Here is a 22,149-nt window from a genome sequence, read left to right as displayed (position 1 = left end):
GGTTCTGCTATATCAAACCTAGTCTTTGCGACCCTCAATATGCTTGCGCAGCTTGGATCTTCCCGGCTTCTTGCGGCCCTTGAACGGGTTCGCCTCGCTTTGCGATCGCATGAACAGGCGGATCGGCGTGCCGGGCATGTCGAAGTCCTCGCGCAAGCCGTTCACCAGATAGCGCGAGTAGCTCGCGGGCAGCAAATCAGGGTGCGACGCCATTACAACGAATCCCGGTGGGCGAGCCTTCACTTGCGTCATGTAGCGCAGTTTGATGCGCTTTCCTTGGGGTGCGGGTGGCGGGTGCTGCTCCAACATGCCAACCAACCAGCGGTTCAGGGCCGAGGTGGTGACACGGGTGTTCCACACCTGATGCGCCTCTAGAATGGCGTCATGCAGACGTTCCAGCCCCCTGCCCGTCAGCGCGGATACAGTGATCAGCGGCGCGCCTTTGAGTTGCGGCAACAGGCGGGTGAATTGCTCTTTCAGCGACTTCAGCTTGTCTTGCTTGTCGCCTTCCATGTCCCATTTGTTCACCGCCAAAACCACCGCACGGCCTTCGCGTTCGGCCAAGTCGGCGATACGCAAATCTTGCTGCTCGAAGGGAATATCCACGTCCAGAAGCACCACGACAACCTCGGCAAATTTCACCGCACGCAGCCCGTCTGACACCGAAAGCTTCTCCAGCTTTTCTTGCACTTTGGCCTTCTTGCGCATGCCGGCCGTGTCGAAAATTCGCATATGTGTGCCGGACCATTCGGTCATCACCGAGATCGCATCGCGGGTGATGCCAGCCTCTGGCCCCGTGAGCAAACGCTCCTCGCCAAGGATCTTATTGATCAGCGTGGACTTGCCTGCATTCGGGCGCCCAACAACGGCAATTTGCAAAGGTTTAGAAGCACTTGGCGGGATATATTCAACCACCTCATCGTCACCCAATTCCTCGTCTTCATCGGTTAGGTCAACGTCGACTTCGGGCGTGTGATCGACACTTTCTTTCTCGGCCAGATCTATCAGCGGACGCAGGACATACGCCAGATCGGCCATGCCTTCGCCGTGCTCGGCCGACAAGCCAAGCGGCTCACCTAATCCCAAGGAATAAGCCTCCATCAATCCGGCTTCACCGGCCTTCCCTTCGGCCTTATTGGCGGCAAGGATCACATGGGCATTCTTCTTGCGCAGAATGTCGGCGAAAATCTCGTCGGCGGGCAAAACACCGGATCGCGCGTCCACGACGAACAGGCAGGCGTCGGCCATCTCCACCGCGCGCTCGGTCAGCATACGCATGCGCCCTTGCAACGACTCGTCGGTGGCCATTTCCAGACCGGCGGTGTCGATGATGGTGAACTTTAAGTCCCCCAGACGCGCCGCCCCTTCGCGCAAGTCACGCGTTACACCTGGTTGGTCATCGACCAACGCAAGACGCTTGCCCACCAGACGGTTGAACAGCGTTGATTTGCCCACATTAGGACGGCCCACAATGGCGAGGGTGAAAGACATGACATTAGCTCCGAAGGTCGGTCAGACGCGGGTCATACAGGCAAACGTCGTCAACGGAAAGCGGCGAGTTGCCCCTTGGCGGTCACCACATAAAGCGTGCCGTTGACAATTGCGGGCGCTGACGCCGCCCCACCCTTCAAATCGGTCGTGCCGATAAACGCCCCAGAGGCCGGATCATAACTGCGGATTTGCCCGTCGCCAGATGCCACAAGCAAGCGTCCACCCGCCAAAAGCGGACCGAAGTGGGCGTAAATTCCATCGCGCTTGCGAAGTTTCTTGGACGTGTAATACGGCAGTTCGACGCCCCAAATGCGCGCGCCGGTTTCGCGATCCAGCCGGATCAACTCATTCTGGTCGGACACCAAAAACACACTGTCGCCCGATGGCCAAACTGGGGAATAGGTGCCTTCATTGGCGGTCCAGATACGCTCGCCCGACGATTCCTTCATCGCCACAACGCGCCCCGACTGATTGCCCGCAAAGACCACCCCTGCGTCAATGACAGGATCCCCCGTCACGTCGGAAATTCCTGCGTAGGCCACGCCTTTGCGCTTGCCTGCGACAGAAGCGCCCCAAAGCCGGATACCCGACTTTTTCAAAGCCCCGACCAGCTCACCGGAACTATAAGGCACCACGACCAAACGCGATCCTATGGCAGGGCCAGATCCGCCGTTGACCACCGCATTGGAGGGCGTTCCGGGAAGTTGCCACTTGATGCGGCCTTGCTTGGTATCAAGCGCCCAAGCCTGACTGTCGCGGCTCACCACATAGACAAGCCCACCGTCCACCGTCGGGGCAGAGGTCAAAGGCGCGTCAAGTTTTTGGCGCCATTTCACAGCTCCAGATGTTGCTTCCAGTGCAAACAGCTCGCCAAAACCGGTGGTTGCGAAAATGGTCCCGTCAGCAAAAGCCAACCCGCCGCCACTGGCATCGCCGTCTTTATCAGTGCCGGGGATCAGGGTTTGGCTCCAGAGAGTTGCACCGTCGGAGCCCGTAGCGACCACTGTGGAGACGCTGTCCATGGTGAATATTCGCCCGCCAGAGACAACCGGATCAGCCGTGATCCGCGCCTTGCGAGAGTTGCCTTTGCCGATATTGGCCGTCCAGACAGGGGTAAGCGTTGCATTCAATGCGGGGTGCGTCACCTTATGGGCAGTGCTGCCGCCGCGATGTGTCCAGCTTGAATAACTCTTTTGCGCCGGAGCACGAAATTCTCGGGTCAGGTTTTCCACTGCCCCATTGACGCCGACGGCCCCCTCGCTGCCTGGCAATCCAGCGCGCACATCAAAGCGCTCACCGTCCAGCACAAGCTCCTCTTCGCCACATGCGCCAAGTGCGAGCAAGGCGCAGACCGCAACGCTCGTCAGTGAAGTCTTGGAAAATGTCATGCCCATAGCCCCTGCTGACCCTCTTTTGTCTTGCTGTGCCGCGCTGTTTTCGTCGCGCGGTCATTTGTTCGAACTCGTGTCATGTGACTGCCAAGGTGCGCCTTATTGCGCGTCCTCAAGCTCTCCGCCCAAGGCCACAATCAACTCTGACGCGCGGCGTTGCAAGCCCGGTGTGATATTTGCGCCGTCCAGCACCCCTTGCAAAATGGTGATCGCTTGCGCGGTGTCGCCCTCTTGCGCTGCAATTAGGGCAAGTTGTTCTTCCGCCAAGGACTGAAATGTCGACCCGGGGGTGGCCAGCGCCTCGAAGGCTGTCCGGCGCTCAGCCAGTGGGGTGTCTGGCGACAAAGCCAACGCCCGCTTCAACTCGGCCAGTTCTGTGTAGACGGCCGGAGCGCCCTGAGTTTCGATAACCTTGCCCAACTCCGCCACGCCAAGTTCCACATTGTCACCTGCCAGCGCATCTGCGGCGGCAAGATGGCCTACGATCGCGGCTTGAAGCGGGTTCGCGGTTGGCACCTCGGCCAATGTGGCCCCAGCGTCATTCACGTCAATACCTGCCAGCAGCACATCCCCGAAGCTTTCAGCTTCGGACTTCAAAGCCGCCTTGCGGTATTCATTGTAAGTCGCGCCGCCAACGATCAACAGAACCGCGGCAATCGCCACCCACCCCCATTTCTTGATGAGTGCGAACAGGCGGTCGCGCTGGACCTCTTCGGTAACTTCTTCGATGAAGCTGTCAGTTTGGCTCACAAGGGCTCTCCGTCTATCAGTTGCCAGAGGCATACCCCGAAGGGTTAAACCTTGCCAAGAGCAAAGGCACATTGCACAAATAGCCGCAAATTCACTGCGACACGACTTGTACTACATAATAGTGCACAATTGATGTGCAATTTACTGATTTTCAGCCTCTTGCGGGCATGATGTTCTGGCGATAAAGTGAACCGGTCGGTTCAGCTATTGCTATACCAAAACGAATTCATTCGCCGATATGCGGCACAAGGAATACAAGAATGCGGATATTCTCAATAATTACTGCGGTCGTTGTGACGCTTGCGCTCTATCTCATCGTGTTCGAGCGCGAAAAGCTTCTGTCCTTTGCCTCCAACGAGCCCGAAACATCTGCGGTCGCTGAACCCGAACCAGACGTCGCAAAAGAACCAACTCCCGCGCCAGAGGACGGGATGCGTGTGGTTTCTATCGTTGCCACCGCCTCCACAGCGCAATCCATCGACAATGCCGTTTTGCTGCGCGGTCGCACCGAAGCGGCACGGCAAATTGATGTACGGGCGGAAACGTCCGGACTTGTCAGATCCGAGCCTTTGCGCAAAGGCTCCTATGTCGAAGCTGGGCAACTGCTGTGCGAAATCGAACCAGGTACGCGTCAAACAGCCCTCGCCGAAGCGCAAGCCCGCCTGCCGGAAGCCAAGGCCCGCCTGCCCGAAGCCCAAGGTCGGGTTTTGGAAGCAGAAGCCCGCCTGAAAGAGGCGCAGATCAACGACAACGCCGCCAAGCAATTGTCCGCTGATGGGTTTGCATCGGAAGTGCGAGTTGCAGGGACGCAAGCGGCGGTTCAATCCGCATTGGCTGCGGTTGAGACCGCTCGTGCAGGAGTAGAAAGCGCGCGCGCTGGTATTTTGGGGGCCGAGGCTGCCATCGCCAGCGCCATCAATGAAATTGATCGTCTCAAGATTAGCGCCCCCTTCGCTGGCCTTCTAGAGACTGACACCGCAGAGTTGGGCGCCCTCATGCAACCGGGCGGGCTTTGCGCAACGGTCATTCAACTTGATCCGATCAAGCTGGTGGCCTTTGTACCAGAGACCGAAGTCGCAAAGGTCGAGGTCGGGGCGCGCGCCGGTGGCCGCACGACCTCAAACCAAACGGTCGAAGGGCGTGTAACCTTCCTGTCGCGATCTTCTGACCCTGAAACCCGCACATTCCGCGTGGAAATCACCGTAAACAATGACGATCTACAGCTGCGCGACGGCCAAACTGCAGAAATCCTGATCGGCGCCGAAGGTGAAAAGGCCCATCTCATTCCTGCCTCTTCGCTGACATTGAACAACGAAGGCACCTTGGGGGTTCAGCTGGCCACAGATGAAAACACCGCGTCCTTCATGCCGATCACCATTTTGCGCGATACCACAGCAGGCATGTGGGTGTCGGGCTTGCCGGATGAAGCGAAGATCATCACCGTCGGGCAGGAATATGTGACGGACGGCGTCGCGATCAAAGTCACCTTAGCGGAGCCAAAATCATGACTGGTCTCGTTGATTGGGCGGGTGAACGGGCCCGCATGATCATCGCCTTCATTGTGATGTCGGTGGTGATCGGGGCTTTTGCCTACACGGGCCTCCCCAAAGAGGGTGAGCCTGACATCGAGATTCCGGCATTGTTTGTGTCCGTCCCCTTCCCCGGAATCTCCGCCGAGGACAGCGAGAAGCTGTTGGTCAAGGTGATGGAGTCGAAGTTGCAAGATCTGGACGGGTTAAAGACTCTGTCCGGCACCGCAGCCGAGAACTATGCAGGCGTGGCCCTTGAGTTTGAATTCGGCTGGGACAAAACAAAAATCTTAGCGGACGTGCGTGACAAAATGGGTCAGGCACAGGCAGAATTTCCTGACGGCGCAGAGCAGTACAACCTTATCGAGATCAACTTCTCCGAATTCCCGATCATTATTGTGTCGCTGTCTGGCGACTTGCCCGAACGCACGCTGACCAAGGTTGCAAAGGATCTGCAAGACGTCATCGAAGCGATGCCCCCCATCTTAGAGGCAGGCCTTGCAGGGCACCGCGACGAGATGCTGGAAGTCACCATCGACCCACTTGCGCTAGAGGCCTACAATGTCTCCGCCGGTGAGCTGATCAACGTTGTTAACAACAACAACCTGTTGATCGCGGCAGGTGAAGTTGACACCGAACAGGGCGCATTTTCGGTCAAAATCCCAGCGTCCTTTGATGAACCTTTGGACGTCTACGAGCTGCCCATCAAGGTCAACGGCGACAGTGTCGTCACCTTAGGGCAGCTGGCAGATATTCGCCTGACCTTTGAGGACCGCACCGGCACGGCCCGCTATAACGGCAATGAAACCGTGGCCTTGCAAGTGGTCAAACGCAAAGGGTTCAACATCATCGACACCGCACAGCTGGTGCGTGACACGGTGGCCGAAGTGCAAGAAAGCTGGCCACAAGAGCTGCAAGAGGCGATCCGCGTTGACGTCACGTTGGATCAGTCCAAAACCGTGAACAACATGGTGCAGCAGCTGGAAGGCTCGGTGCTGACGGCGATTGCATTGGTGATGATCGTGGTCTTGGCCGCCTTGGGCACGCGATCCGCCTTGCTTGTAGGTTTTGCGATTCCGACATCCTTTTTGCTGTGCTTCATCCTTTTGGGTGTCATGGGCATCTCTATCTCCAACATCGTGATGTTTGGTCTCATTCTGGCTGTGGGCATGTTGGTGGATGGTGCCATCGTGGTGGTGGAATATGCCGACAAGCGCATCGATGAGGGCGCAGGCCCGATGGAGGCCTATACAGACGCTGCGAAGCGCATGTTTTGGCCGATCATCTCCTCCACAGCGACGACGCTTTGCGCCTTCCTTCCTATGTTATTTTGGCCCGGGGTTCCGGGGCAATTCATGGGGATGTTGCCCGTCACATTGATCTTCGTTTTATCCGCGTCATTGATCGTGGCGCTCATCTACCTGCCTGTTATGGGGGGCGTATCTGGCCGTATCTCTCGCTTGATTACGCGGGCATCCGCGGCGCTGCGCGGCTTCAGCATATTCATTCGTTTGGCACTGGTTGCCGTGGCGATGTTCGGGCTGTTTGTCTCTGCGATGCAGCTGCTGAATCCCAGCTACCTGCTCCCGATCGAGCGCAGCCAAGCAGGCTTTGGAGCCCTTCTGTTTAGCGGTATTTTGTTTGCGGCAATGGCAATGTTCGCTTCTGCGGCCATGGGCTCCGTCTCGGGGTCACGTCGTGCGCGCCGGATCAACGCCGGCCACCGCCGCACCGCGTTCGGTCATTTCATCAAATTTATCGCAGGCAACCCGATCATGCCGCTGGTTGCTATCGGAGCTGTTGGGGCTTTCGTCGCGGTGACCTTCGCAACCTTCTCGGCCAACAACAACGGCGTTGAGTTCTTCGTGGAATCCGAAACCGAGCAGGCCATCATCTATGTCCGCGCCCGCGGGAACCTAAGTTTGACCGAAAAGGACAAACTGGTCCGGCTTGTGGAGGATCAAGTGGCCACGGTTGAGGGCATCGATTCCATCTTTGCCTTTGCGGGCGAAGGCGGGTTGGACACAAACACCGGTGGCGCCACTGGGCCATTGGACACCATTGGCCAAATCCAGATTGAGTTGGCCGAATGGGGTCACCGGCGCGATGACACCGAAATACTGGAAGAGATGCAGGCCAAGATGGACGCCATCCCCGGCATCTACACCGAAATCCTAAGCCAAGACCGTGGCCCTGCTGGGGGCAAACCGGTGAACCTGCGTCTCAAGGGCGATAATTGGGATGACTTGCAAGCAGCCACCCGTATCGCACGCGCCAAATTTGACGAAACCGAAGGCCTGATCACGGTTGAAGACACCCTGCCCCTGCCCGGCATTGATTGGCAAATTGACGTCGATGTGGAAGCCGCTGGCCGGTATAAGGCCGATGTCGCAACTGTGGGCGCAATGGTTCAACTGGTCACGCGGGGCCTGCTTTTGGACACGATGCGCGTTGACAGCTCAGACGAAGAAATCGAAATTCGCGTCCGCTTGCCAGAAGAAAGCCGTGTCTTGTCGACATTGGACAACCTCAAGGTGCGCACGCCTGATGGGTTGATCCCGCTGTCGAACTTCATCTCACGCAAGCCCGTCGCAAAGCTGAGCCAGATCGACCGCATAGACCAGCAGCGTTTCTTTGACGTCAAGGCAGATGTGGCCCCCGACTTACGCACAGAAGACGGCGCAGTGATGAACGCCAACGAGCGCATTGCCTATATTACGAATTGGTTGGAAACCGAGAAGCCGTTGCCCGCCTCCGTTAGCTTTGAATGGGCCGGTGACACCGAAGAAGAGGCCGAAAGCCAAGCCTTCCTTGGCAACGCGTTTCTTGCGGCATTGGGGTTGATGTTCGTGATCCTGCTGGCGCAGTTCAATTCCTTCTACAATTCGGTTCTGGTCTTGTTAGCGGTGATTTTGTCGACCACCGGCGTGCTGATCGGAATGCTGGTTATGGATCAGGCGTTCTCGATTATTATGACGGGTACTGGGGTTGTGGCCCTTGCGGGGATTGTGGTGAACAACAACATTGTTCTGATCGACACCTATCAGGAATATTCCCGATATATGCCACGTCTTGAGGCTATCACCCGCACCGCCGAGGCCCGCATCCGTCCCGTTCTGCTGACCACCATCACCACCATGGCGGGTTTGGCGCCGATGATGTTCGGCCTCAGCCTCGACTTTTTCGGTGGGGGCTACTCCATCGACAGCCCAACTGCGCTGTGGTGGAAGCAATTGGCCACTGCGGTGGTCTTCGGCCTAGGCGTCGCGACGGTTTTAACCTTGGTTCTGACCCCTGCCATGCTGGCCCTGCGGGTGTGGATCACCACTGGGGCCTATGCGTCACTGCGTCAGCTCCGCGCCCTTGGTGGTCGCGGTTCGCGGACTGCCCGTGATCTTGCACTGAACAAGAACGCACGCCGGATTCACGACCCAATCCTTCTGTGGTCCGATCCCTCTGACATGGCAGAGCGCGAAGCCGAGGACGTGCTCAAAGATGCGCGGAAGACAGTAAAGGCCGCCAAAGCAAAACTGGAGCAAGCTGCAGAAGACCTCGAGAGCTTGGTTGACGACACCTCAGAGGAAGACACGGCCCCCGACGACGGGCCCAAGCCGGATCGCCTGCGGGCGGCGGAATAGCGGGCAAACGGTCAAGGGGCTGCAAAACCCCTTGACCTCTCCGCCCCCATGTTTCACCCAGAAGTCATGGGAACAGGTACACTTCACATTGATCTGAACGCGCTGGTTGAAAACTGGCAAACGCTGGATCGACAATCGGCCACACACACTGGCGCGGTGGTTAAGGCAGACGGCTACGGTCTGGGGGCTGGTCGCGTGTCCAAGGCCTTGGCGCAGGCTGGCGTGCGCAGCTTCTTTGTGGCGACCGCCGAAGAGGCCACTGCCCTGCGCGCCACGTTAGGCCCCGATCCTGTGATCTACGTCTTTTCGGGCCATATGGAAGGCGACACGCAAGTCCTGTTCGACCTTGGGGCGGTGCCGCTGCTGAACTCACCCGAACAAATTGCACGCCATGAAGCCCGCTTGCCCGAGCACCCATTCGGTCTGCAACTTGACACGGGCATGAACCGCTTGGGCATTGAGGCCAGCGACTGGTCTCCCGAGATGAGCCAAGAGGCCTCTTTGGTGATGTCGCATCTTGCCTGCGCAGATGAGCCGGATCATGCCGCCAACAAAGCACAGCTCAAGACGTTCTTGGAGATGACCGCCGGAATACTGGCACCTCGGTCTTTGGCCGCGACGGGTGGTATTCTGCTTGGCCCAGAGTATCACTTTGATTTGACCCGCCCTGGCGTTGGCCTCTATGGCGGCCTGCCCTTTGAGGATGCGCAATCCGTTGTCACCCTTGACTTGCCCGTTATCCAAACCCGCACCGTTCAAAAGGGCGAGGCGGTCGGATACGCGCATGCGTTCATCGCCGACAGCCCTCGTCAGATCGCCACAGTATCAGGCGGATATGCCGACGGGCTAATCCGTGCGATGTCCAGCACCGCACAGTTATATGCAGGCGATATCCCCTGCCCGCTGGTTGGTCGCGTGTCGATGGATTTGATCACCGTAGATGTGACGCATCTGGATACCGTCCCAGAACATCTGTCCATCCTCGGCCCACACCAAAGCGTTGATCAATTGGCTGATGCCGCTGGCACCATCGGTTATGAAATTCTCACGTCGCTCGGTCACCGCTACAAACGGTCTTATTCATGAGCAATCTTCTGACCCCATTGGCCTTGCTGGGCGCGGTCACCCTGTCTGCTTTGGCGGCCTTGGGGCGTCTGGCCATCTTCACGGGCCAAACCTTTGCCCATATGCTGCGCCCGCCGTTCTACTTTAAAGAATTCGGCGCAGCTTTGATGAATGTCGGGTATTTCTCCTTGCCCGTTATAGGGCTGACAACTTTGTTTACCGGCGGTGCATTGGCCTTGCAGATCTATGCAGGTGGCGCGCGATTTAGCGCTGAGGCCGTGGTTCCGCAGATCGTCGCCATCGGCATCGTGCGCGAGTTGGGGCCTGTCATGGTCGGCCTGATGATCGCGGCGCGTGTGACCTCGTCCATTGCGGCCGAAATTGCCACGATGAAGGTAACCGAGCAGATCGATGCCTTGGTGACATTATCCACGCATCCCATGAAATATTTGACCGTGCCGCGCGTTCTGGCTGGCATCATCGTTGTGCCTGTATTGGTGGCGGTCGGGAACATCATTGGCATCATGGGCGGCTATGTCGTGGCCGTGGGCACGTTGGATTTCAACTCCGCCACCTATCTGCAAAACACTGCCAATTTCCTTGAGACTTCAGATGTGATGTCCTCTTTGGCCAAAGGGGCTGTGAACGGCGGCATAGCGACGTTGATGGGCTGTTATTACGGGATGAATTCCGGACGCGGCGCCATGGGTGTCGGCAAAGCCACCAAAGGCTCGGTCGAGGCCGCCGCGGTCTTGATACTGGCCGCAAACTTCATCCTTACAGGGATCTTTTTCGCCTCATGATCCGCTTTGAAAACGTCACCAAATCCTTCGGCCCCAACCATGTTTTGCGGGGGGTGAACCTGCATATCCCAAAGGGTGAAAGCTTGGTGATCATCGGGGGGTCTGGCACCGGAAAATCCGTCGCATTGAAGTCCGTCTTGGGGCTGGTGAAGCCGGACGGCGGCACGATCCTTGTTGATGGCAAAGATGCGAGCACCGGAGATCAGGACGCATTTCTGGCGCGATTTGGAATGCTGTTTCAGGGGGCCGCGCTATTTGACAGCCTGCCTGTGTGGCAAAATGTGGCCTTCCGGTTGCTCCGTGGCTCTCTCAAGCGCCCCGCCGAGGAAGCCCGCGCTATTGCCGTTGAAAAATTGCGCCGCGTGGGGCTGAAAGAAGATGTGGCTGACCGCCTTCCGGCTGAGTTGTCCGGCGGCATGCAAAAGCGCGTCGGTCTTGCCCGTGCCATCGCAGCCGAACCCGAGATCATCTTTTTCGACGAACCCACCACTGGCCTTGATCCAATAATGTCAGGTGTTATCAATGATCTAATCCGTGAGATTGTCGTCGAGATGGGCGCCACGGCCATGACCATCACCCATGATATGTCGAGCGTGCGCGCGATCGCGGATAAGGTGGCGATGCTGCACGACGGGGTCATCCAATGGAGTGGGCCTGTGGCAGATCTTGATGCCTCTGGCGATCCCTATGTGGCTCAATTTATATCCGGCAGTGCGGACGGGCCCATCGAATCCGTCAGGTAGATAGGGTCGGCGATACGCCACTTGACCGCCTTCCTTGCCCTCCCTAAATTTTCTCTATTGAACCTATATTTTTTAGAGGATTTTATAATGCCGACCTTTCAAACCCTATGGGACAACCACCCAAGTCGCGCGAATGTTTGTGATGCCACAGTCTTCAGGAACCAATGCGCCATGCGAATGGGCCAAGCCCTGACATTAAGTGGTGTCAAAATTCCGATGGACGGGCTTCGCACCTGCGTGGGGTACAATCGCCGCCGTTTTGCCGACCATGCCCCCGGGCATATCCGCGCCGCCCAACAATTAGCTGATCTTTTGAAAAAGAAGCCCACTCTTTTGGGCGCTCATGTAACTTGCAAAGTTATGACCGGCACCATCAATGACAACATCAAAGACATGCAGAAGAAAAACGGCGTCGTCTTCATTCGTAACGGTTGGGAGACAACCGATCACATTGACGTCTTCAACGGAACGTCTTTGGTTCTAAAAGGTGGCTCAGCAAGCTATCGCAGCAAAGGAGAGCAAGTATGGTTCTGGGAAATGACTTGAAAATCCTGACGGCGATTGCAGCCTTTCAAATGTGCAGCACTGGGGTGGCCGTTGCGGATGCAATGATCTCCAAAGCAGAGGCATATGGAAGCCAATATCACCTCATGGATCATAACGGGCAATGCGCAGTCTCCCTTGATGGGACGACGCCTTCCCTTGTTCTGTCACTGGCTGCCCCCTGTGGCTTTGTCAGCCAAGACGGGGTTGAGGCGCAAATCTATGACACTGGAAAGGTAGTGCACATAGCCATGGTTGCAGGACCGCCGGTACCTGCCGACCAGATCTCTGCCGACAGTGGCTTCACAGCCGAGCAAAATTGCTCTCATGCAGGTCAACCTGTGATGTTTGACGGGCAACGCCTCAGCTTGGGAGAGGCCTCCATTGAGCCCTATATGTTTTGCCACAATCTTGGGATGGATGACCTTTATTTCCAAGACCTAATGACGTCGCAAAAGTAGCCCAGATGCGGTGATTGGCAAAGCCTATCGGGCGGGAATGGCTTTGTTTCCAAATCAAAGACAATCCCGCCTATTCACGCCTAATCGTTCAATTGCCTTCGAAACAACGCGCATTATTTAACAAATTTCCCCGTGGCCAGTCGGCGGATTTCCGCTAAGATAAGTAAACAAGTAATTAATGGTACCTCTGGGGGGTTTCCAAATGACCGGTGCAAACCAGACCTGGCTGCAAATGCAGCAGTTTTTTCAGCGTGTCGCCTTGGTGGCTGTAATTTTGTTCTCTTGCGTCGTCATTGGCGCAACTTTGGCCGCCGCCTTGGGTCTTGCTCCATGGTTGAGCTTCACGGCCAGCTACGGCGAAACAGTTCTGCCCTATGCCGGTATGATCACCCAATTGTTCCTTGCAGCCTTGGCCATTTCGCTGTGTTTCTATCTGCCCTCAAACCGCCGCATCATGGAGCTTGAGAAATCCCACCGCAGCTTCCACATTTCGATGGAAGATGTCACGCGCGCCTATTTGACTGCCCATAAAGCCGACAAGGATGAGCTGTTCACCCTTTCTTCGGAATTCGACTCCGTACGCGAACGGATCATGCATTTGCGCGATCATCCCGACCTGCACACTCTGGAGCCTTCGGTACTTGAGGTCGCAGCACAGATGAGCCGCGAGTCGCGTGATTTGGCATCGATTTATTCGCAAGAAAAAGTCGACCGCGCCCGCACCTTTCTGCGTGAACGCCAACATGAGATCGAAACCTACCGCGAACAAATCGCCCTTGCCCAGCAAACCTGCGCCGATCTCAAACGCTGGTCACAGCAAGTCAACGTCGAGGACAGTGTGGTAAACGCACAAATGCAGCGCCTCGAAGCCGACTTGGCCGAAATCCTGCCGCTGATCGGCTATGAGATGGCAGATGCGCCCGAGCCGGAGAATGTCGTCGCGCTGCCAAAGCCCAGAACCCCCGATAGCAACACCGGCTGATGACACTTTCAGCTTGAGGTTTCCCCCCAAGCGGAGTTTTCTGCACGGATGTATCTAAAGATCGCAAATCTGTCGTTGTTGGTGCTGTTCCCCATCGCATGGGCCGCCCCGTTGCTAAAGGCGGGGCTGCTGCCCTTCTTTGCCTTGTCGGAAATTTCCGTGCTGACCGGCGTGCAGTCCTTGTGGTCCAAGGATGTGGTCTTGGCCCTTGTGGTAACGTTTTTCGCGCTGGTGGCCCCCTACTTGAAAACCGTGGGGTTGGCGTTGATCCACTTCCGGCTCGCCTCTCCACGCCTGTTGCCGGCAATCACTTTGATGGGCAAGCTGGCGATGGCGGACATCTTTTTAATTGCCCTATACATCGTGTTGGCCAAAGGTGTTGGCATCGGGCGATTGGAAACTGGATGGGGGCTATACATGTTCACGGCCTGCGTAATCGCCTCCTTGGGGGTTTCCTTCGTGAGTGCTCGTAAATGATTGAACTTCTTGTAGGAATTGTAGTTGCCGCCCTGATTTTTTCTGCGTTCTTGTGGCAGCTTTACTGTGCCGCGACGAGCACCGGCTTCGCCCGTTGGAATGCGGTGGGGCTGAGTTTGGCCACACTTGCGCTGATGGCATCAATTCCAGCTAAAAGTGATGTATTGTTGCTGCTTGGTGCTGGGGCGTGCCTGCTTCTTTCGCCTTACGCCATTTGGACCACGCCGCGCTGGTCCAAACTATTGCCGATGGTGCAATTGGCCATGGGGCTGTTCGTGATCTATCTGCTATTTTTCAATTCCAACTTGCCCGCTGGGATCACCTAAGCCACAACACCTGTCATGGCAAAGCAACCGACCCATAAATGCACCGAATGCGGCGCGACCTCTTTCAAGTGGTCGGGCCAATGTGAATCCTGCAAGGCGTGGAACTCTATCGTAGAGGAGGCCCCGCTTAGCACCGGCCCTGGCAAAAAGTCCTTGGGGGCTATGCGTGGCAAAACGCTGGAGCTCTCCGACCTCAACGCCAAAGATGATCCTCCTGCCCGCACCGCCTCCGGTGTGGCCGAGTTGGACCGCGTGTTGGGCGGCGGCTTGGTCGAGGCCTCAGCGATCCTTGTGGGCGGCGATCCGGGCATCGGGAAGTCAACATTGTTACTGCAAGCCGCGGCGCGGTTCGCGCGCAACGGCATGCATGTAATTTACGTGTCGGGCGAGGAATCGGCAGAACAAATCCGTATGCGTGCGGGCCGTCTGAAACTGTCGGAATCGCCCGTGCGTCTGGCCGCCGAGACAAACCTGCGCGACATCCTCACAACTTTGGACAAAGAGCGCCCCAAGCTCGTGATCATCGATTCCATCCAAACCATGTGGTCCGATCAGGTCGACAGTGCCCCTGGGTCTGTGTCTCAGGTGCGCGCGGCGTCTCATGAGTTGGTTAACTTTGCCAAACGCACCGGCACCGCCATCATTCTTGTGGGCCATGTTACCAAGGAAGGCGCATTGGCCGGTCCGCGCGTGGTTGAACATATGGTCGACACCGTCCTCTACTTTGAGGGCGATCGTGGTCACCAGTTCCGCGTGTTGCGTGCGGTGAAGAACCGATTTGGACCCGCAGATGAGATCGGGGTGTTCGAGATGACGGGGCGCGGCTTGGCCGAAGTGACCAACCCATCCGCCCTGTTCCTAAGTGACCGTGACAAGCCCGCGTCGGGGTCCGTGGTGTTCTCTGGCATCGAGGGCTCGCGGCCGGTGCTGACGGAAATCCAAGCTTTGGTGTCCCCCTCGCCCAACCCGCAAGCGCGACGCACGGTGGTCGGGCTGGATAGCCAACGTTTGGCGACCATTCTGGCGGTGTTGGAATCACGGTGCGGAGTGCCTTTTGCAGGACTCGACGTCTACTTGAACGTCGCGGGCGGCATGCGGGTGAATGAACCCGCAGCGGATCTGGCTGTTGCCGCCGCGCTACTTTCTGCCCGTGAGGACATCTCTTTACCCCCTGAATCAGTAGTTTTTGGTGAAATTAGTCTGTCAGGTGCGTTAAGGCAGGTCACACAAGCGGAAAACCGGTTGAAAGAGGCCTCCAAACTGGGGTTTACCTCCGCCATTGGTCCGGTGCAGAAAAAGCTGCCGCGGGTAGACGGAATGACACTGCGCACGATGCCTGACTTGGCAACATTCGTGCAGGAACTATTTGGCACCGATCCGGCGCCCTAGGGAGAGTTGAGTATGGAAGGTTTCACGATTGTTGACGGCGTAGCCGCTGGGGTCATCGTTATCTCGGCGATCCTCGCCTATTCGCGCGGGCTGGTTCGTGAAACACTGTCCATTGTTGGCTGGGTCGCTGCAGCCATTGTGGCTTTCATCTTTGCCCCGCAAGCCGTTCCTCTTGCTAAAGAAATCCCATATCTCAACACGTTGATCGAGGGCTGCGAGCCTGCGACGATCACCGCCTTCGCGCTGGTTTTCGCTGTCGCCTTGGTGGTCGTGTCGATATTTACCCCGATCCTGTCGGGGGCGGTTCAGCGCTCTATTTTGGGCGGTTTGGACCAAGGCCTTGGCTTCCTGTTCGGCGTTGCACGCGGTGCGCTGCTCGTTGTGGTTGCCTTTGTGATCTACGACCGTGTGGTCGCAGAACAGGCCATACCAATGGTGGACGATTCGCGAACAGCCAAAGTTGTTGCGCAAATGTCCGGGTCTGTGGATGAGGTCATCCCAACAGACGCACCTGGTTGGATCGTCGGTACTTACGAAGATTTGATCGGCCATTGCACCGCAACCACCACCCCTTCTGACGCATAACGTCGGTTTTACTTCAATAAACTTGCGTTAACCCCTGAGTGCTATATCGCTACTGGGAACCGCCCTTACGAGAGACGGACAGAGCAGCATGTTCCAAGACCGAGTAGCGCCTGAGGCGTTAACCCTTTCTGCAGACGCACCCGCGAAGCAGTGGATTCGCCATTTGGCAAAATATCGTGACCCCAATATCGGGCGATCCGGATTCGAGTTGGCGGTAACGCTATTGCCCTTTATCGGGATTTGGGCAGCCGCATGGGCGATGCTGTCGGTCAGCTACTGGCTGGCTGTCGCATTGGCTTTGGTCAACGGGCTGTTTTTGGTGCGCCTCTTTTGCATCCAGCATGATTGCGGGCATGGGTCCTTCTTCTCCAATTCAACCCTTGGGGACTGGGTCGGCCGTGCCTTGGGCATTTTGACCATCACCCCATATGACGTCTGGCGTCGCAGCCATGCCATTCACCACGGCGCTGCGGGCAATCTGGATGCGCGTGGCTTTGGCGACATCGACACGCTGACCGTCGCCGAATACGAGGCGCGGTCGGCTTGGGGACGGTTCAAATACCGCCTTTACCGCAACCCAGTGACCTTGTTCATTGTGGGCCCCGCATATGTGTTCTTCTTCGAGCAACGCCTGCCCATCGGCTATATGACGCAAGGCGCAAAATATTGGATATCCGCGATGGGGACCAATATTGGAATTGCCGTCGCATTGGGCCTAATCGTTTGGTTTGGGGGGATAATGCCATTGTTGTTGGTGTTCATTCCGTCAACCTTGATGGCCGCGGTTCTGGGCGTTTGGCTGTTCTATGTTCAGCACCAGTTCGAAGAAACCCATTGGGATCATCAAGAAGACTGGCAGGTCCACGAAGCAGCGCTGCACGGCTCGTCGCACTATGTATTGCCTCCTGTTTTGGCGTGGTTCTCCGCCAATATTGGCATCCATCACGTCCACCACCTTTACTCGCGAATTCCTTTCTACCGCTTGCCTGAAGTGTTGCGTGACCATCAGCAGCTGGCTGAAGCCAATCGCATGTCGATCCGTGAAAGCATCAAAACCGTTGGACTTCAGCTTTGGGACGAGAAAAGCCGCCGCTTGATGTCCTTCCGCGATGTCCACAAGAAGTTCACATCCGAGACATAACTACGGGATCTGCGGTGGCTCATGGGGTCACCGCAGTTTCTTCCCTAGGCGTCCCGCCACGCTCCAAGGGCAATTCCTTCCAGCGACCACTCCCCCACTTGCACACGAATCAAGCGCAAACATGGGTGCCCAACTGCGGCACACATTCGGCGCACTTGGCGGTTCTTCCCCTCGCTAATCGTTATGCGCAGCCAGCTGTCAGGTACCGTTTTGCGGACACGCACCGGCGGATCGCGCGGCCATAGCCAATCCGGCTCTGACACCGCCTCAGCCTTTGCGGGGCGTGTTTTGCCGTCTTTCAAGATTACCCCTGCGCGCAATTGGGCGATCGCATTTGCCTCGGGCACGCCTTCGACCTGCACCATATAGGTTTTGGCAGCCTTGTATTTTGGGTGCGCTATCTTGGCTTGCAGTTTGCCGTTATCGGTTAAAACCAAAAGGCCTTCGCTGTCGCGATCCAACCGCCCCGCCGCATAAACCTTTGGGACATCTATATAATCTGACAGCGTCGCACGGGCTTGGCCATCGGTAAACTGGGACAAAACCCCATGCGGCTTGTTGAAAAGAATAACGCGAGACATGGGCCCAGACATGCCACGCAAGACTTCTGCCCGCAACGGGCCAATCTTCGTGACTTCCCAGCTTAAACCCCCTATCCAGTGTCACATACCTGTCACGCGGATTCGGAGCTGCCCAAATGTCGCAAGCGGACCTTAAACAAAGTCCTGAGCCATGGCTCGAAAACCCTTTCGATGACGACAAACTCAAAGAAGAATGCGGCGTCTTTGGCGTCATCGGGACATCCGATGCCGCAAATTTTGTCGCCCTCGGACTTCACGCATTGCAACACCGCGGCCAAGAGGCCGGTGGCATTGTAACCTATGACGAAACTGCCGGCTTCCAGCAGGCGCGTCGTTTCGGTTATGTGCGTGATAACTTCACCTCTCACAAGGTGATGGAAACCTTACCGGGCAGCCTGTCTATCGGGCATGTGCGCTATTCCACCGCCGGAAACAAAGGACAAACCGCCATCCGCGACGTCCAGCCATTTTACGGCGACTTCTCTCTTGGCGGGGCTGCGATTGCGCATAACGGCAATATCACCAATGCCGAAGCTTTGCGCAAAGAACTGGTGGAGCGCGGCTCCATCTTTCAAAGTTCCAGCGATTCAGAATGCATCATTCACCTGATGGCCCGCTCTATGGGGCGCACGATCCCAGACCGCATGGAAGAAGCCCTGCGCAAGGTTGAAGGCGCGTTCTCAGTTGTGGCCATGACCCGCACCAAATTGATCGGCGTGCGTGACCCTCTTGGAGTACGTCCGCTGGTGCTGGGCAAAATCGGCGGCGGCTACGCCTTGTCATCCGAAACCTGTGCCCTTGATATCATTGGGGCCGAATTTGTGCGCGAGATCGAGCCTGGTGAAATGGTGGTTATCACCGACAAAGGGGTGGCCAGCCACTACCCGTTCCGGCCTGCCAAGTCACGGTTTTGCATCTTCGAGCACGTCTATTTCTCACGTCCGGATTCAATTCTGGGCGGGCGCTCGGTCTATGAAACGCGTGAAAACATCGGCCGCGAGTTAGCCAAGGAAAACCCTGTGGAGGCCGATTTAATCTGCCCCGTGCCGGATTCGGGCACTCCGGCGGCCATTGGCTACAGTTTGGAATCTGGCATTCCCTACGCCATGGGCATCATCCGCAACCAATATATGGGCCGGACGTTCATCGAGCCCACCGAACAGATCCGCAACATGGGCGTCCGCCTGAAGTTGAACGTCAACCGAGCGCTGATCAAAGGTAAGCGGGTGATTTTGGTGGATGATTCCGTCGTGCGTGGCACGACCTCTCGCAAGATCAAGGAAATGATCCTTGACGCTGGGGCAGCAGAAGTTCACTTCCGCATTGCCTCTCCGCCCACCGCTTGGCCTTGTTTTTATGGCGTGGACACCCCGCAACGTGAAAAACTTTTGGCGGCAACCATGACCGAGGATGAGATGCGTGATCACTTGGGTGTGGACAGCTTGAAGTTCATCTCACTTGACGGGCTGTACCGAGCCGTTGGCGAAAGCAAAGGTCGCGACGCTAAGTCACCGCAATATTGCGACGCCTGTTTCTCGGGGGAATATCCCGTGGCTCCCAGCGACCAGATCACTAAAGGGTTCGAGCTGAAAGCAGCCGAGTAACCCTACTCGGACAGGCCTTCGACATCTTATACAGTTGAAACGCCGCCCCAATGTCTTGGGAGCGGCGTTTTTTCTTTTGTGATCCATGACACCTCCCCGCGTGCGCAGCTGTATCGGCCCGAATTCACCTGATGTGGCGCGGCTGCGTGACACAGACGGGCAATCCGCACTTGATCCTCAAGCGCCGGAATGACACGAAAGACCCCATGACAGATTCATCTCCAAAAATTGCGCTGGTCACCGGCGCCTCGCGTGGCCTTGGCGCTGCAATGGCTGAAAACCTAGGCGCATGTGGGTATCACGTGATTGCCTTGGCCCGCACCGTCGGCGGCTTGGAGGAACTTGACGACCGGATAAAGGCGAAGGGCGGCAGCGCCACTTTGGTGCCGGTCGACATAAATGACGACGAGGCCATGGCGCAGATTTGCCACTCGATCCATGAGCGTTGGGGATACGTCGATCTGCTTATTCACGCCGCCGTGCACGCCCCGCCTTTGTCCCCGATGGAGCATGTAGACGCCAAGGATCTGGACAAAACACTGGCGACCAATGTGCGCGCCACCGCGCGGTTGATCCTGAACACCACCCCGCTTCTGAAGGCCGCGAAGGCAGGACAAGCGGTTCTCTTTGATGATCCTGAGCAAAGCGACAAGTTTCACGGAGCCTACGGCCTAAGCAAAGCGGCGCAAATGCGCATGGCATCAAGCTGGCGCGACGAGACGGCAAAATCGGGTCTTCGGGTGCACATGCTTACACCGGCCCCAATGCCAACGGCTACGCGCGGGCGGTTCTACCCAGGCGAAGATCGCGAAAAACTGGCCGATTGCCATACAGAGGCGGCGCGATTGTTGGATCAATTGCCCCTTTGAGCGTCGTAATATTGCCAAAATGGGTGCGTAGATACCGCATCTATGAAACGCCTACTGCTGTCTATATTTGTAATCTGCCTTAGCATGCAGTCCCCCCTGCGGGCTGACGATACCGCGCCGCATAAGCCATTGGATAGCCCGTCTGAGGTGATGCCGTGGCAAGCGGTGGGGCGACTTGATCTTGGCCGGTTTGGGTTTTGCACGGGCGCGTTGATCTCCCCCAAACTGGTTCTCACTGCGGCCCATTGCGTCTACGACAAGCGCACGGGGAAGACGGTAGACGCAAAGAAAATCACCTTTCGCGCTGGATACCGGCACGGCCGCTCAGCTGCTACACGAAGCGGCAAACGCTTTGCCGTGCACCCAGATTACACCTATGGCGGCGGCACGAACAGCTACTCCGAGATTGCGACTGATGTCGCGGTCATCGAACTGGAGCGCCCGATCAATAACGCCGCTGTGACGCCGTTTCGCACGCATCGCAAACCGAACAGCAACGACCGTGTCATGGTGGTGTCTTATGCGCGGGGGCGGTCGGAGGTTCCAGCATTGGAAGACGGCTGCAACATGACCCACGCACGGGCCAATGTGCTGCACTACACCTGCGATATTGACTACGGCTCTTCCGGATCTCCGGTGTTTGTAATGACCCATCAGGGCCCGCAAATTGCTTCTGTCATGTCCTCTGTGGGAACCCGAGGCAAACGCGAGGTTGCCCTTGGTGTGGCAATGGGGCCGGATGTGGACAGGTTGGTGCGCGATCTTAACACCAGAAATGCCAAGTCGAAGTTTCTCAAGGTTGGGAGCAGCCGACGCGCCACCGGCGTTGTCACCTCCCGCTTGCCCCAGATCACCAACTAATTCGGGGGATTTGCGGGGATGCTATGCGCATCCCTTTCTCTGCCCTCTCTGCCCGCCTCCGACTGCGCGCGTCGCCGTGCAAAAGTTGCCCCGAGACGGCCTTGCAAATGCAATGTGGTGCAGCCAAAGTTTGGTTTCCGTTCGTTCATTTGGGAAACTGCAACTGATGACCACCAGACCTTTAAAACAAAAGACAATTGGCTTGCTAGGCGGCTGTTCCAACGTGGCGACAGCGGAATATTACCGGTTTCTGAACGATGCCGTAAACGCGCGGCTTGGCGGTTGGGATATCGCGGAAACGCTTATTGCAGGAATGAATTTCGGGAACATCGAAGCCTTTGTTCGCAATAATGATTGGGACGGCCTTGAGGGGTATATGCAGTTGAAGATTGATGCGCTGGTCGCGGGCGGAGCGGACGTTGTCTTATGTGTTTCCAACACGCTTCATAAACCGCTGGAGGGTTTGATCGCAAATACTCCTATTCCGATGATCCATATTGCAGATCCTACCGGCGCCGCCATGCAGGCCAAGGGCCTCTCCAAGGTCGCACTGTTCGGGACGCGTCCGGTCATGCAGATGGACTATCTCAAAACGCGGTTTGAGCAAAAATTCGGCATCACCGCGATTGCCCCCACGGATCAAGAACAAGAAGATATTGACCGGATCATCTTTGAAGAGTTGGTGAAGGGGAAACTTCGCGATAGCTCAAGGCAACGCTACCTTGAGATCGCGCAAAGGTTGCGTCGGGAAGACGGTGCTGAGGGGTTGATCCTTGGCTGCACCGAAATATTCCTGTTGATAGAGCAAAGCGACCTCCCCGATTTTCCGATGTTCAACACGGCTGAACTGCACTGCAATGCAGCGGTGGAGTTTGCCTTGACGGCGTGACCCTTTGGAGGGGCTGTGCATTTCAAAGATG

At 56.9% G+C, this 22,149-nt stretch carries 21 protein-coding genes; 17 read left to right on the top strand and 4 right to left on the bottom strand.

Features of this window, described 5'->3' with window-relative positions:
* Positions 1 to 18 precede the first annotated feature (18 nt).
* The 3 genes from der to Q0746_RS15640 all read right to left on the bottom strand — a co-directional run bounded on the left by der (position 19) and on the right by Q0746_RS15640 (position 3,632).
* Positions 19 to 1,491 (bottom strand): ribosome biogenesis GTPase Der, encoded by a 1,473-nt coding sequence (gene der / locus Q0746_RS15650; protein ID WP_298261953.1) that lies wholly within the window; start codon positions 1,489 to 1,491, stop codon positions 19 to 21.
* A gap of 50 nt (positions 1,492 to 1,541) precedes the next feature.
* Complete coding sequence (locus tag Q0746_RS15645) at positions 1,542 to 2,879, bottom strand: PQQ-like beta-propeller repeat protein (protein WP_298261951.1); 1,338 nt, start codon at positions 2,877 to 2,879, stop codon at positions 1,542 to 1,544.
* Between the two features lie 102 nt (positions 2,880 to 2,981).
* Entirely contained in the window at positions 2,982 to 3,632 is a 651-nt protein-coding gene (locus Q0746_RS15640; RefSeq protein ID WP_298261949.1) for a hypothetical protein, read from the bottom strand.
* A gap of 260 nt (positions 3,633 to 3,892) precedes the next feature.
* Between Q0746_RS15640 and Q0746_RS15635 the strand changes: the two genes are divergently transcribed.
* The 13 genes from Q0746_RS15635 (at position 3,893) to Q0746_RS15575 (ending at position 17,314) form a co-directional block, all read left to right on the top strand.
* Positions 3,893 to 5,140, top strand: a complete 1,248-nt coding sequence (locus Q0746_RS15635) for an efflux RND transporter periplasmic adaptor subunit (protein ID WP_298261947.1) — start codon at positions 3,893 to 3,895, stop codon at positions 5,138 to 5,140.
* Positions 5,137 to 8,799, top strand: a complete 3,663-nt coding sequence (locus Q0746_RS15630) for an efflux RND transporter permease subunit (protein ID WP_298261945.1) — start codon at positions 5,137 to 5,139, stop codon at positions 8,797 to 8,799. The genes Q0746_RS15635 and Q0746_RS15630 overlap by 4 nt, the downstream gene beginning before the upstream one ends.
* A 66-nt stretch (positions 8,800 to 8,865) precedes the next feature.
* Complete coding sequence (alr, locus tag Q0746_RS15625) at positions 8,866 to 9,885, top strand: alanine racemase (RefSeq protein WP_298261943.1); 1,020 nt, start codon at positions 8,866 to 8,868, stop codon at positions 9,883 to 9,885.
* Entirely contained in the window at positions 9,882 to 10,667 is a 786-nt protein-coding gene (locus tag Q0746_RS15620) for an ABC transporter permease (RefSeq protein ID WP_298261940.1), read from the top strand. The genes alr and Q0746_RS15620 overlap by 4 nt, the downstream gene beginning before the upstream one ends.
* The gene (locus Q0746_RS15615; protein ID WP_298261938.1) at positions 10,664 to 11,410 is read left to right on the top strand and encodes an ATP-binding cassette domain-containing protein; all 747 of its coding nucleotides are present in this window, start codon (positions 10,664 to 10,666) and stop codon (positions 11,408 to 11,410) included. Before Q0746_RS15620 ends, Q0746_RS15615 begins: the two co-directional genes overlap by 4 nt.
* Before the next feature lie 177 nt (positions 11,411 to 11,587).
* Positions 11,588 to 11,956: a T6SS effector amidase Tae4 family protein gene (locus tag Q0746_RS15610; protein ID WP_298261936.1), complete on the top strand. Its 369-nt coding sequence runs from the start codon at positions 11,588 to 11,590 to the stop codon at positions 11,954 to 11,956.
* A complete protein-coding gene (locus tag Q0746_RS15605; protein WP_298261934.1) occupies positions 11,935 to 12,414 on the top strand; it encodes a hypothetical protein in 480 nt (159 codons plus the stop codon). The genes Q0746_RS15610 and Q0746_RS15605 overlap by 22 nt, the downstream gene beginning before the upstream one ends.
* Before the next feature lie 202 nt (positions 12,415 to 12,616).
* Positions 12,617 to 13,396 carry a DNA repair protein gene (locus Q0746_RS15600; protein WP_298261932.1) on the top strand — a complete coding sequence of 260 codons (780 nt, stop codon included), beginning with the start codon at positions 12,617 to 12,619 and terminating at the stop codon, positions 13,394 to 13,396.
* Positions 13,397 to 13,444: 48 nt separating this feature from the next.
* Complete coding sequence (locus tag Q0746_RS15595) at positions 13,445 to 13,873, top strand: paraquat-inducible protein A (protein ID WP_298261930.1); 429 nt, start codon at positions 13,445 to 13,447, stop codon at positions 13,871 to 13,873.
* Positions 13,870 to 14,199, top strand: a complete 330-nt coding sequence (locus tag Q0746_RS15590) for a hypothetical protein (RefSeq protein ID WP_298261928.1) — start codon at positions 13,870 to 13,872, stop codon at positions 14,197 to 14,199. Before Q0746_RS15595 ends, Q0746_RS15590 begins: the two co-directional genes overlap by 4 nt.
* Before the next feature lie 15 nt (positions 14,200 to 14,214).
* Positions 14,215 to 15,588, top strand: a complete 1,374-nt coding sequence (gene radA, locus Q0746_RS15585) for a DNA repair protein RadA (RefSeq protein WP_298261926.1) — start codon at positions 14,215 to 14,217, stop codon at positions 15,586 to 15,588.
* Positions 15,589 to 15,600: 12 nt separating this feature from the next.
* On the top strand, positions 15,601 to 16,173 hold the full coding sequence (locus Q0746_RS15580) for a CvpA family protein (protein ID WP_298261924.1): 573 nt from the start codon (positions 15,601 to 15,603) through the stop codon (positions 16,171 to 16,173).
* Positions 16,174 to 16,261: 88 nt separating this feature from the next.
* Complete coding sequence (locus tag Q0746_RS15575; RefSeq protein ID WP_298261922.1) at positions 16,262 to 17,314, top strand: fatty acid desaturase; 1,053 nt, start codon at positions 16,262 to 16,264, stop codon at positions 17,312 to 17,314.
* A gap of 44 nt (positions 17,315 to 17,358) precedes the next feature.
* Here the strand turns inward: Q0746_RS15575 and Q0746_RS15570 are convergent, their stop codons facing one another.
* Entirely contained in the window at positions 17,359 to 17,895 is a 537-nt protein-coding gene (locus Q0746_RS15570; RefSeq protein ID WP_298261920.1) for an rRNA large subunit pseudouridine synthase E, read from the bottom strand.
* Between the two features lie 116 nt (positions 17,896 to 18,011).
* Here Q0746_RS15570 and purF point away from each other — a divergent pair, with 116 nt between their 5' ends.
* The 4 genes from purF to Q0746_RS15550 all read left to right on the top strand — a co-directional run bounded on the left by purF (position 18,012) and on the right by Q0746_RS15550 (position 22,118).
* Complete coding sequence (gene purF / locus Q0746_RS15565; RefSeq protein WP_298261918.1) at positions 18,012 to 19,499, top strand: amidophosphoribosyltransferase; 1,488 nt, start codon at positions 18,012 to 18,014, stop codon at positions 19,497 to 19,499.
* Positions 19,500 to 19,705: 206 nt separating this feature from the next.
* Positions 19,706 to 20,368, top strand: a complete 663-nt coding sequence (locus Q0746_RS15560) for an SDR family oxidoreductase (RefSeq protein ID WP_298261916.1) — start codon at positions 19,706 to 19,708, stop codon at positions 20,366 to 20,368.
* A 42-nt stretch (positions 20,369 to 20,410) separates the two neighbouring features.
* The gene (locus Q0746_RS15555; RefSeq protein ID WP_298261913.1) at positions 20,411 to 21,229 is read left to right on the top strand and encodes a trypsin-like serine protease; all 819 of its coding nucleotides are present in this window, start codon (positions 20,411 to 20,413) and stop codon (positions 21,227 to 21,229) included.
* A 166-nt stretch (positions 21,230 to 21,395) separates the two neighbouring features.
* Positions 21,396 to 22,118, top strand: coding sequence for an amino acid racemase (locus tag Q0746_RS15550; RefSeq protein WP_298261911.1), 723 nt, complete (start codon positions 21,396 to 21,398; stop codon positions 22,116 to 22,118).
* The last annotated feature ends 31 nt before the right edge of the window (positions 22,119 to 22,149 follow it).

Origin of the sequence: uncultured Litoreibacter sp., assembly GCF_947487515.1 — a bacterium.
Taxonomy (GTDB): domain Bacteria; phylum Pseudomonadota; class Alphaproteobacteria; order Rhodobacterales; family Rhodobacteraceae; genus Litoreibacter.
This window is presented reverse-complemented; position numbering and strand designations above follow the sequence as displayed.

Coding starts and splice junctions, on each gene's coding strand:
- der (WP_298261953.1), bottom strand. CDS start 1,491: ATGTCTTTCACCCTCGCCATTGTGGGCCGTCCTAATGTGGGCAAATCA.
- Q0746_RS15645 (WP_298261951.1), bottom strand. CDS start 2,879: ATGACATTTTCCAAGACTTCACTGACGAGCGTTGCGGTCTGCGCCTTG.
- Q0746_RS15635 (WP_298261947.1), top strand. CDS start 3,893: ATGCGGATATTCTCAATAATTACTGCGGTCGTTGTGACGCTTGCGCTC.
- Q0746_RS15630 (WP_298261945.1), top strand. CDS start 5,137: ATGACTGGTCTCGTTGATTGGGCGGGTGAACGGGCCCGCATGATCATC.
- alr (WP_298261943.1), top strand. CDS start 8,866: ATGGGAACAGGTACACTTCACATTGATCTGAACGCGCTGGTTGAAAAC.
- Q0746_RS15620 (WP_298261940.1), top strand. CDS start 9,882: ATGAGCAATCTTCTGACCCCATTGGCCTTGCTGGGCGCGGTCACCCTG.
- Q0746_RS15615 (WP_298261938.1), top strand. CDS start 10,664: ATGATCCGCTTTGAAAACGTCACCAAATCCTTCGGCCCCAACCATGTT.
- Q0746_RS15610 (WP_298261936.1), top strand. CDS start 11,588: ATGGGCCAAGCCCTGACATTAAGTGGTGTCAAAATTCCGATGGACGGG.
- Q0746_RS15605 (WP_298261934.1), top strand. CDS start 11,935: ATGGTTCTGGGAAATGACTTGAAAATCCTGACGGCGATTGCAGCCTTT.
- Q0746_RS15600 (WP_298261932.1), top strand. CDS start 12,617: ATGACCGGTGCAAACCAGACCTGGCTGCAAATGCAGCAGTTTTTTCAG.
- Q0746_RS15595 (WP_298261930.1), top strand. CDS start 13,445: ATGTATCTAAAGATCGCAAATCTGTCGTTGTTGGTGCTGTTCCCCATC.
- Q0746_RS15590 (WP_298261928.1), top strand. CDS start 13,870: ATGATTGAACTTCTTGTAGGAATTGTAGTTGCCGCCCTGATTTTTTCT.
- radA (WP_298261926.1), top strand. CDS start 14,215: ATGGCAAAGCAACCGACCCATAAATGCACCGAATGCGGCGCGACCTCT.
- Q0746_RS15580 (WP_298261924.1), top strand. CDS start 15,601: ATGGAAGGTTTCACGATTGTTGACGGCGTAGCCGCTGGGGTCATCGTT.
- Q0746_RS15575 (WP_298261922.1), top strand. CDS start 16,262: ATGTTCCAAGACCGAGTAGCGCCTGAGGCGTTAACCCTTTCTGCAGAC.
- Q0746_RS15570 (WP_298261920.1), bottom strand. CDS start 17,895: ATGTCTCGCGTTATTCTTTTCAACAAGCCGCATGGGGTTTTGTCCCAG.
- purF (WP_298261918.1), top strand. CDS start 18,012: ATGTCGCAAGCGGACCTTAAACAAAGTCCTGAGCCATGGCTCGAAAAC.
- Q0746_RS15560 (WP_298261916.1), top strand. CDS start 19,706: ATGACAGATTCATCTCCAAAAATTGCGCTGGTCACCGGCGCCTCGCGT.
- Q0746_RS15555 (WP_298261913.1), top strand. CDS start 20,411: ATGAAACGCCTACTGCTGTCTATATTTGTAATCTGCCTTAGCATGCAG.
- Q0746_RS15550 (WP_298261911.1), top strand. CDS start 21,396: ATGACCACCAGACCTTTAAAACAAAAGACAATTGGCTTGCTAGGCGGC.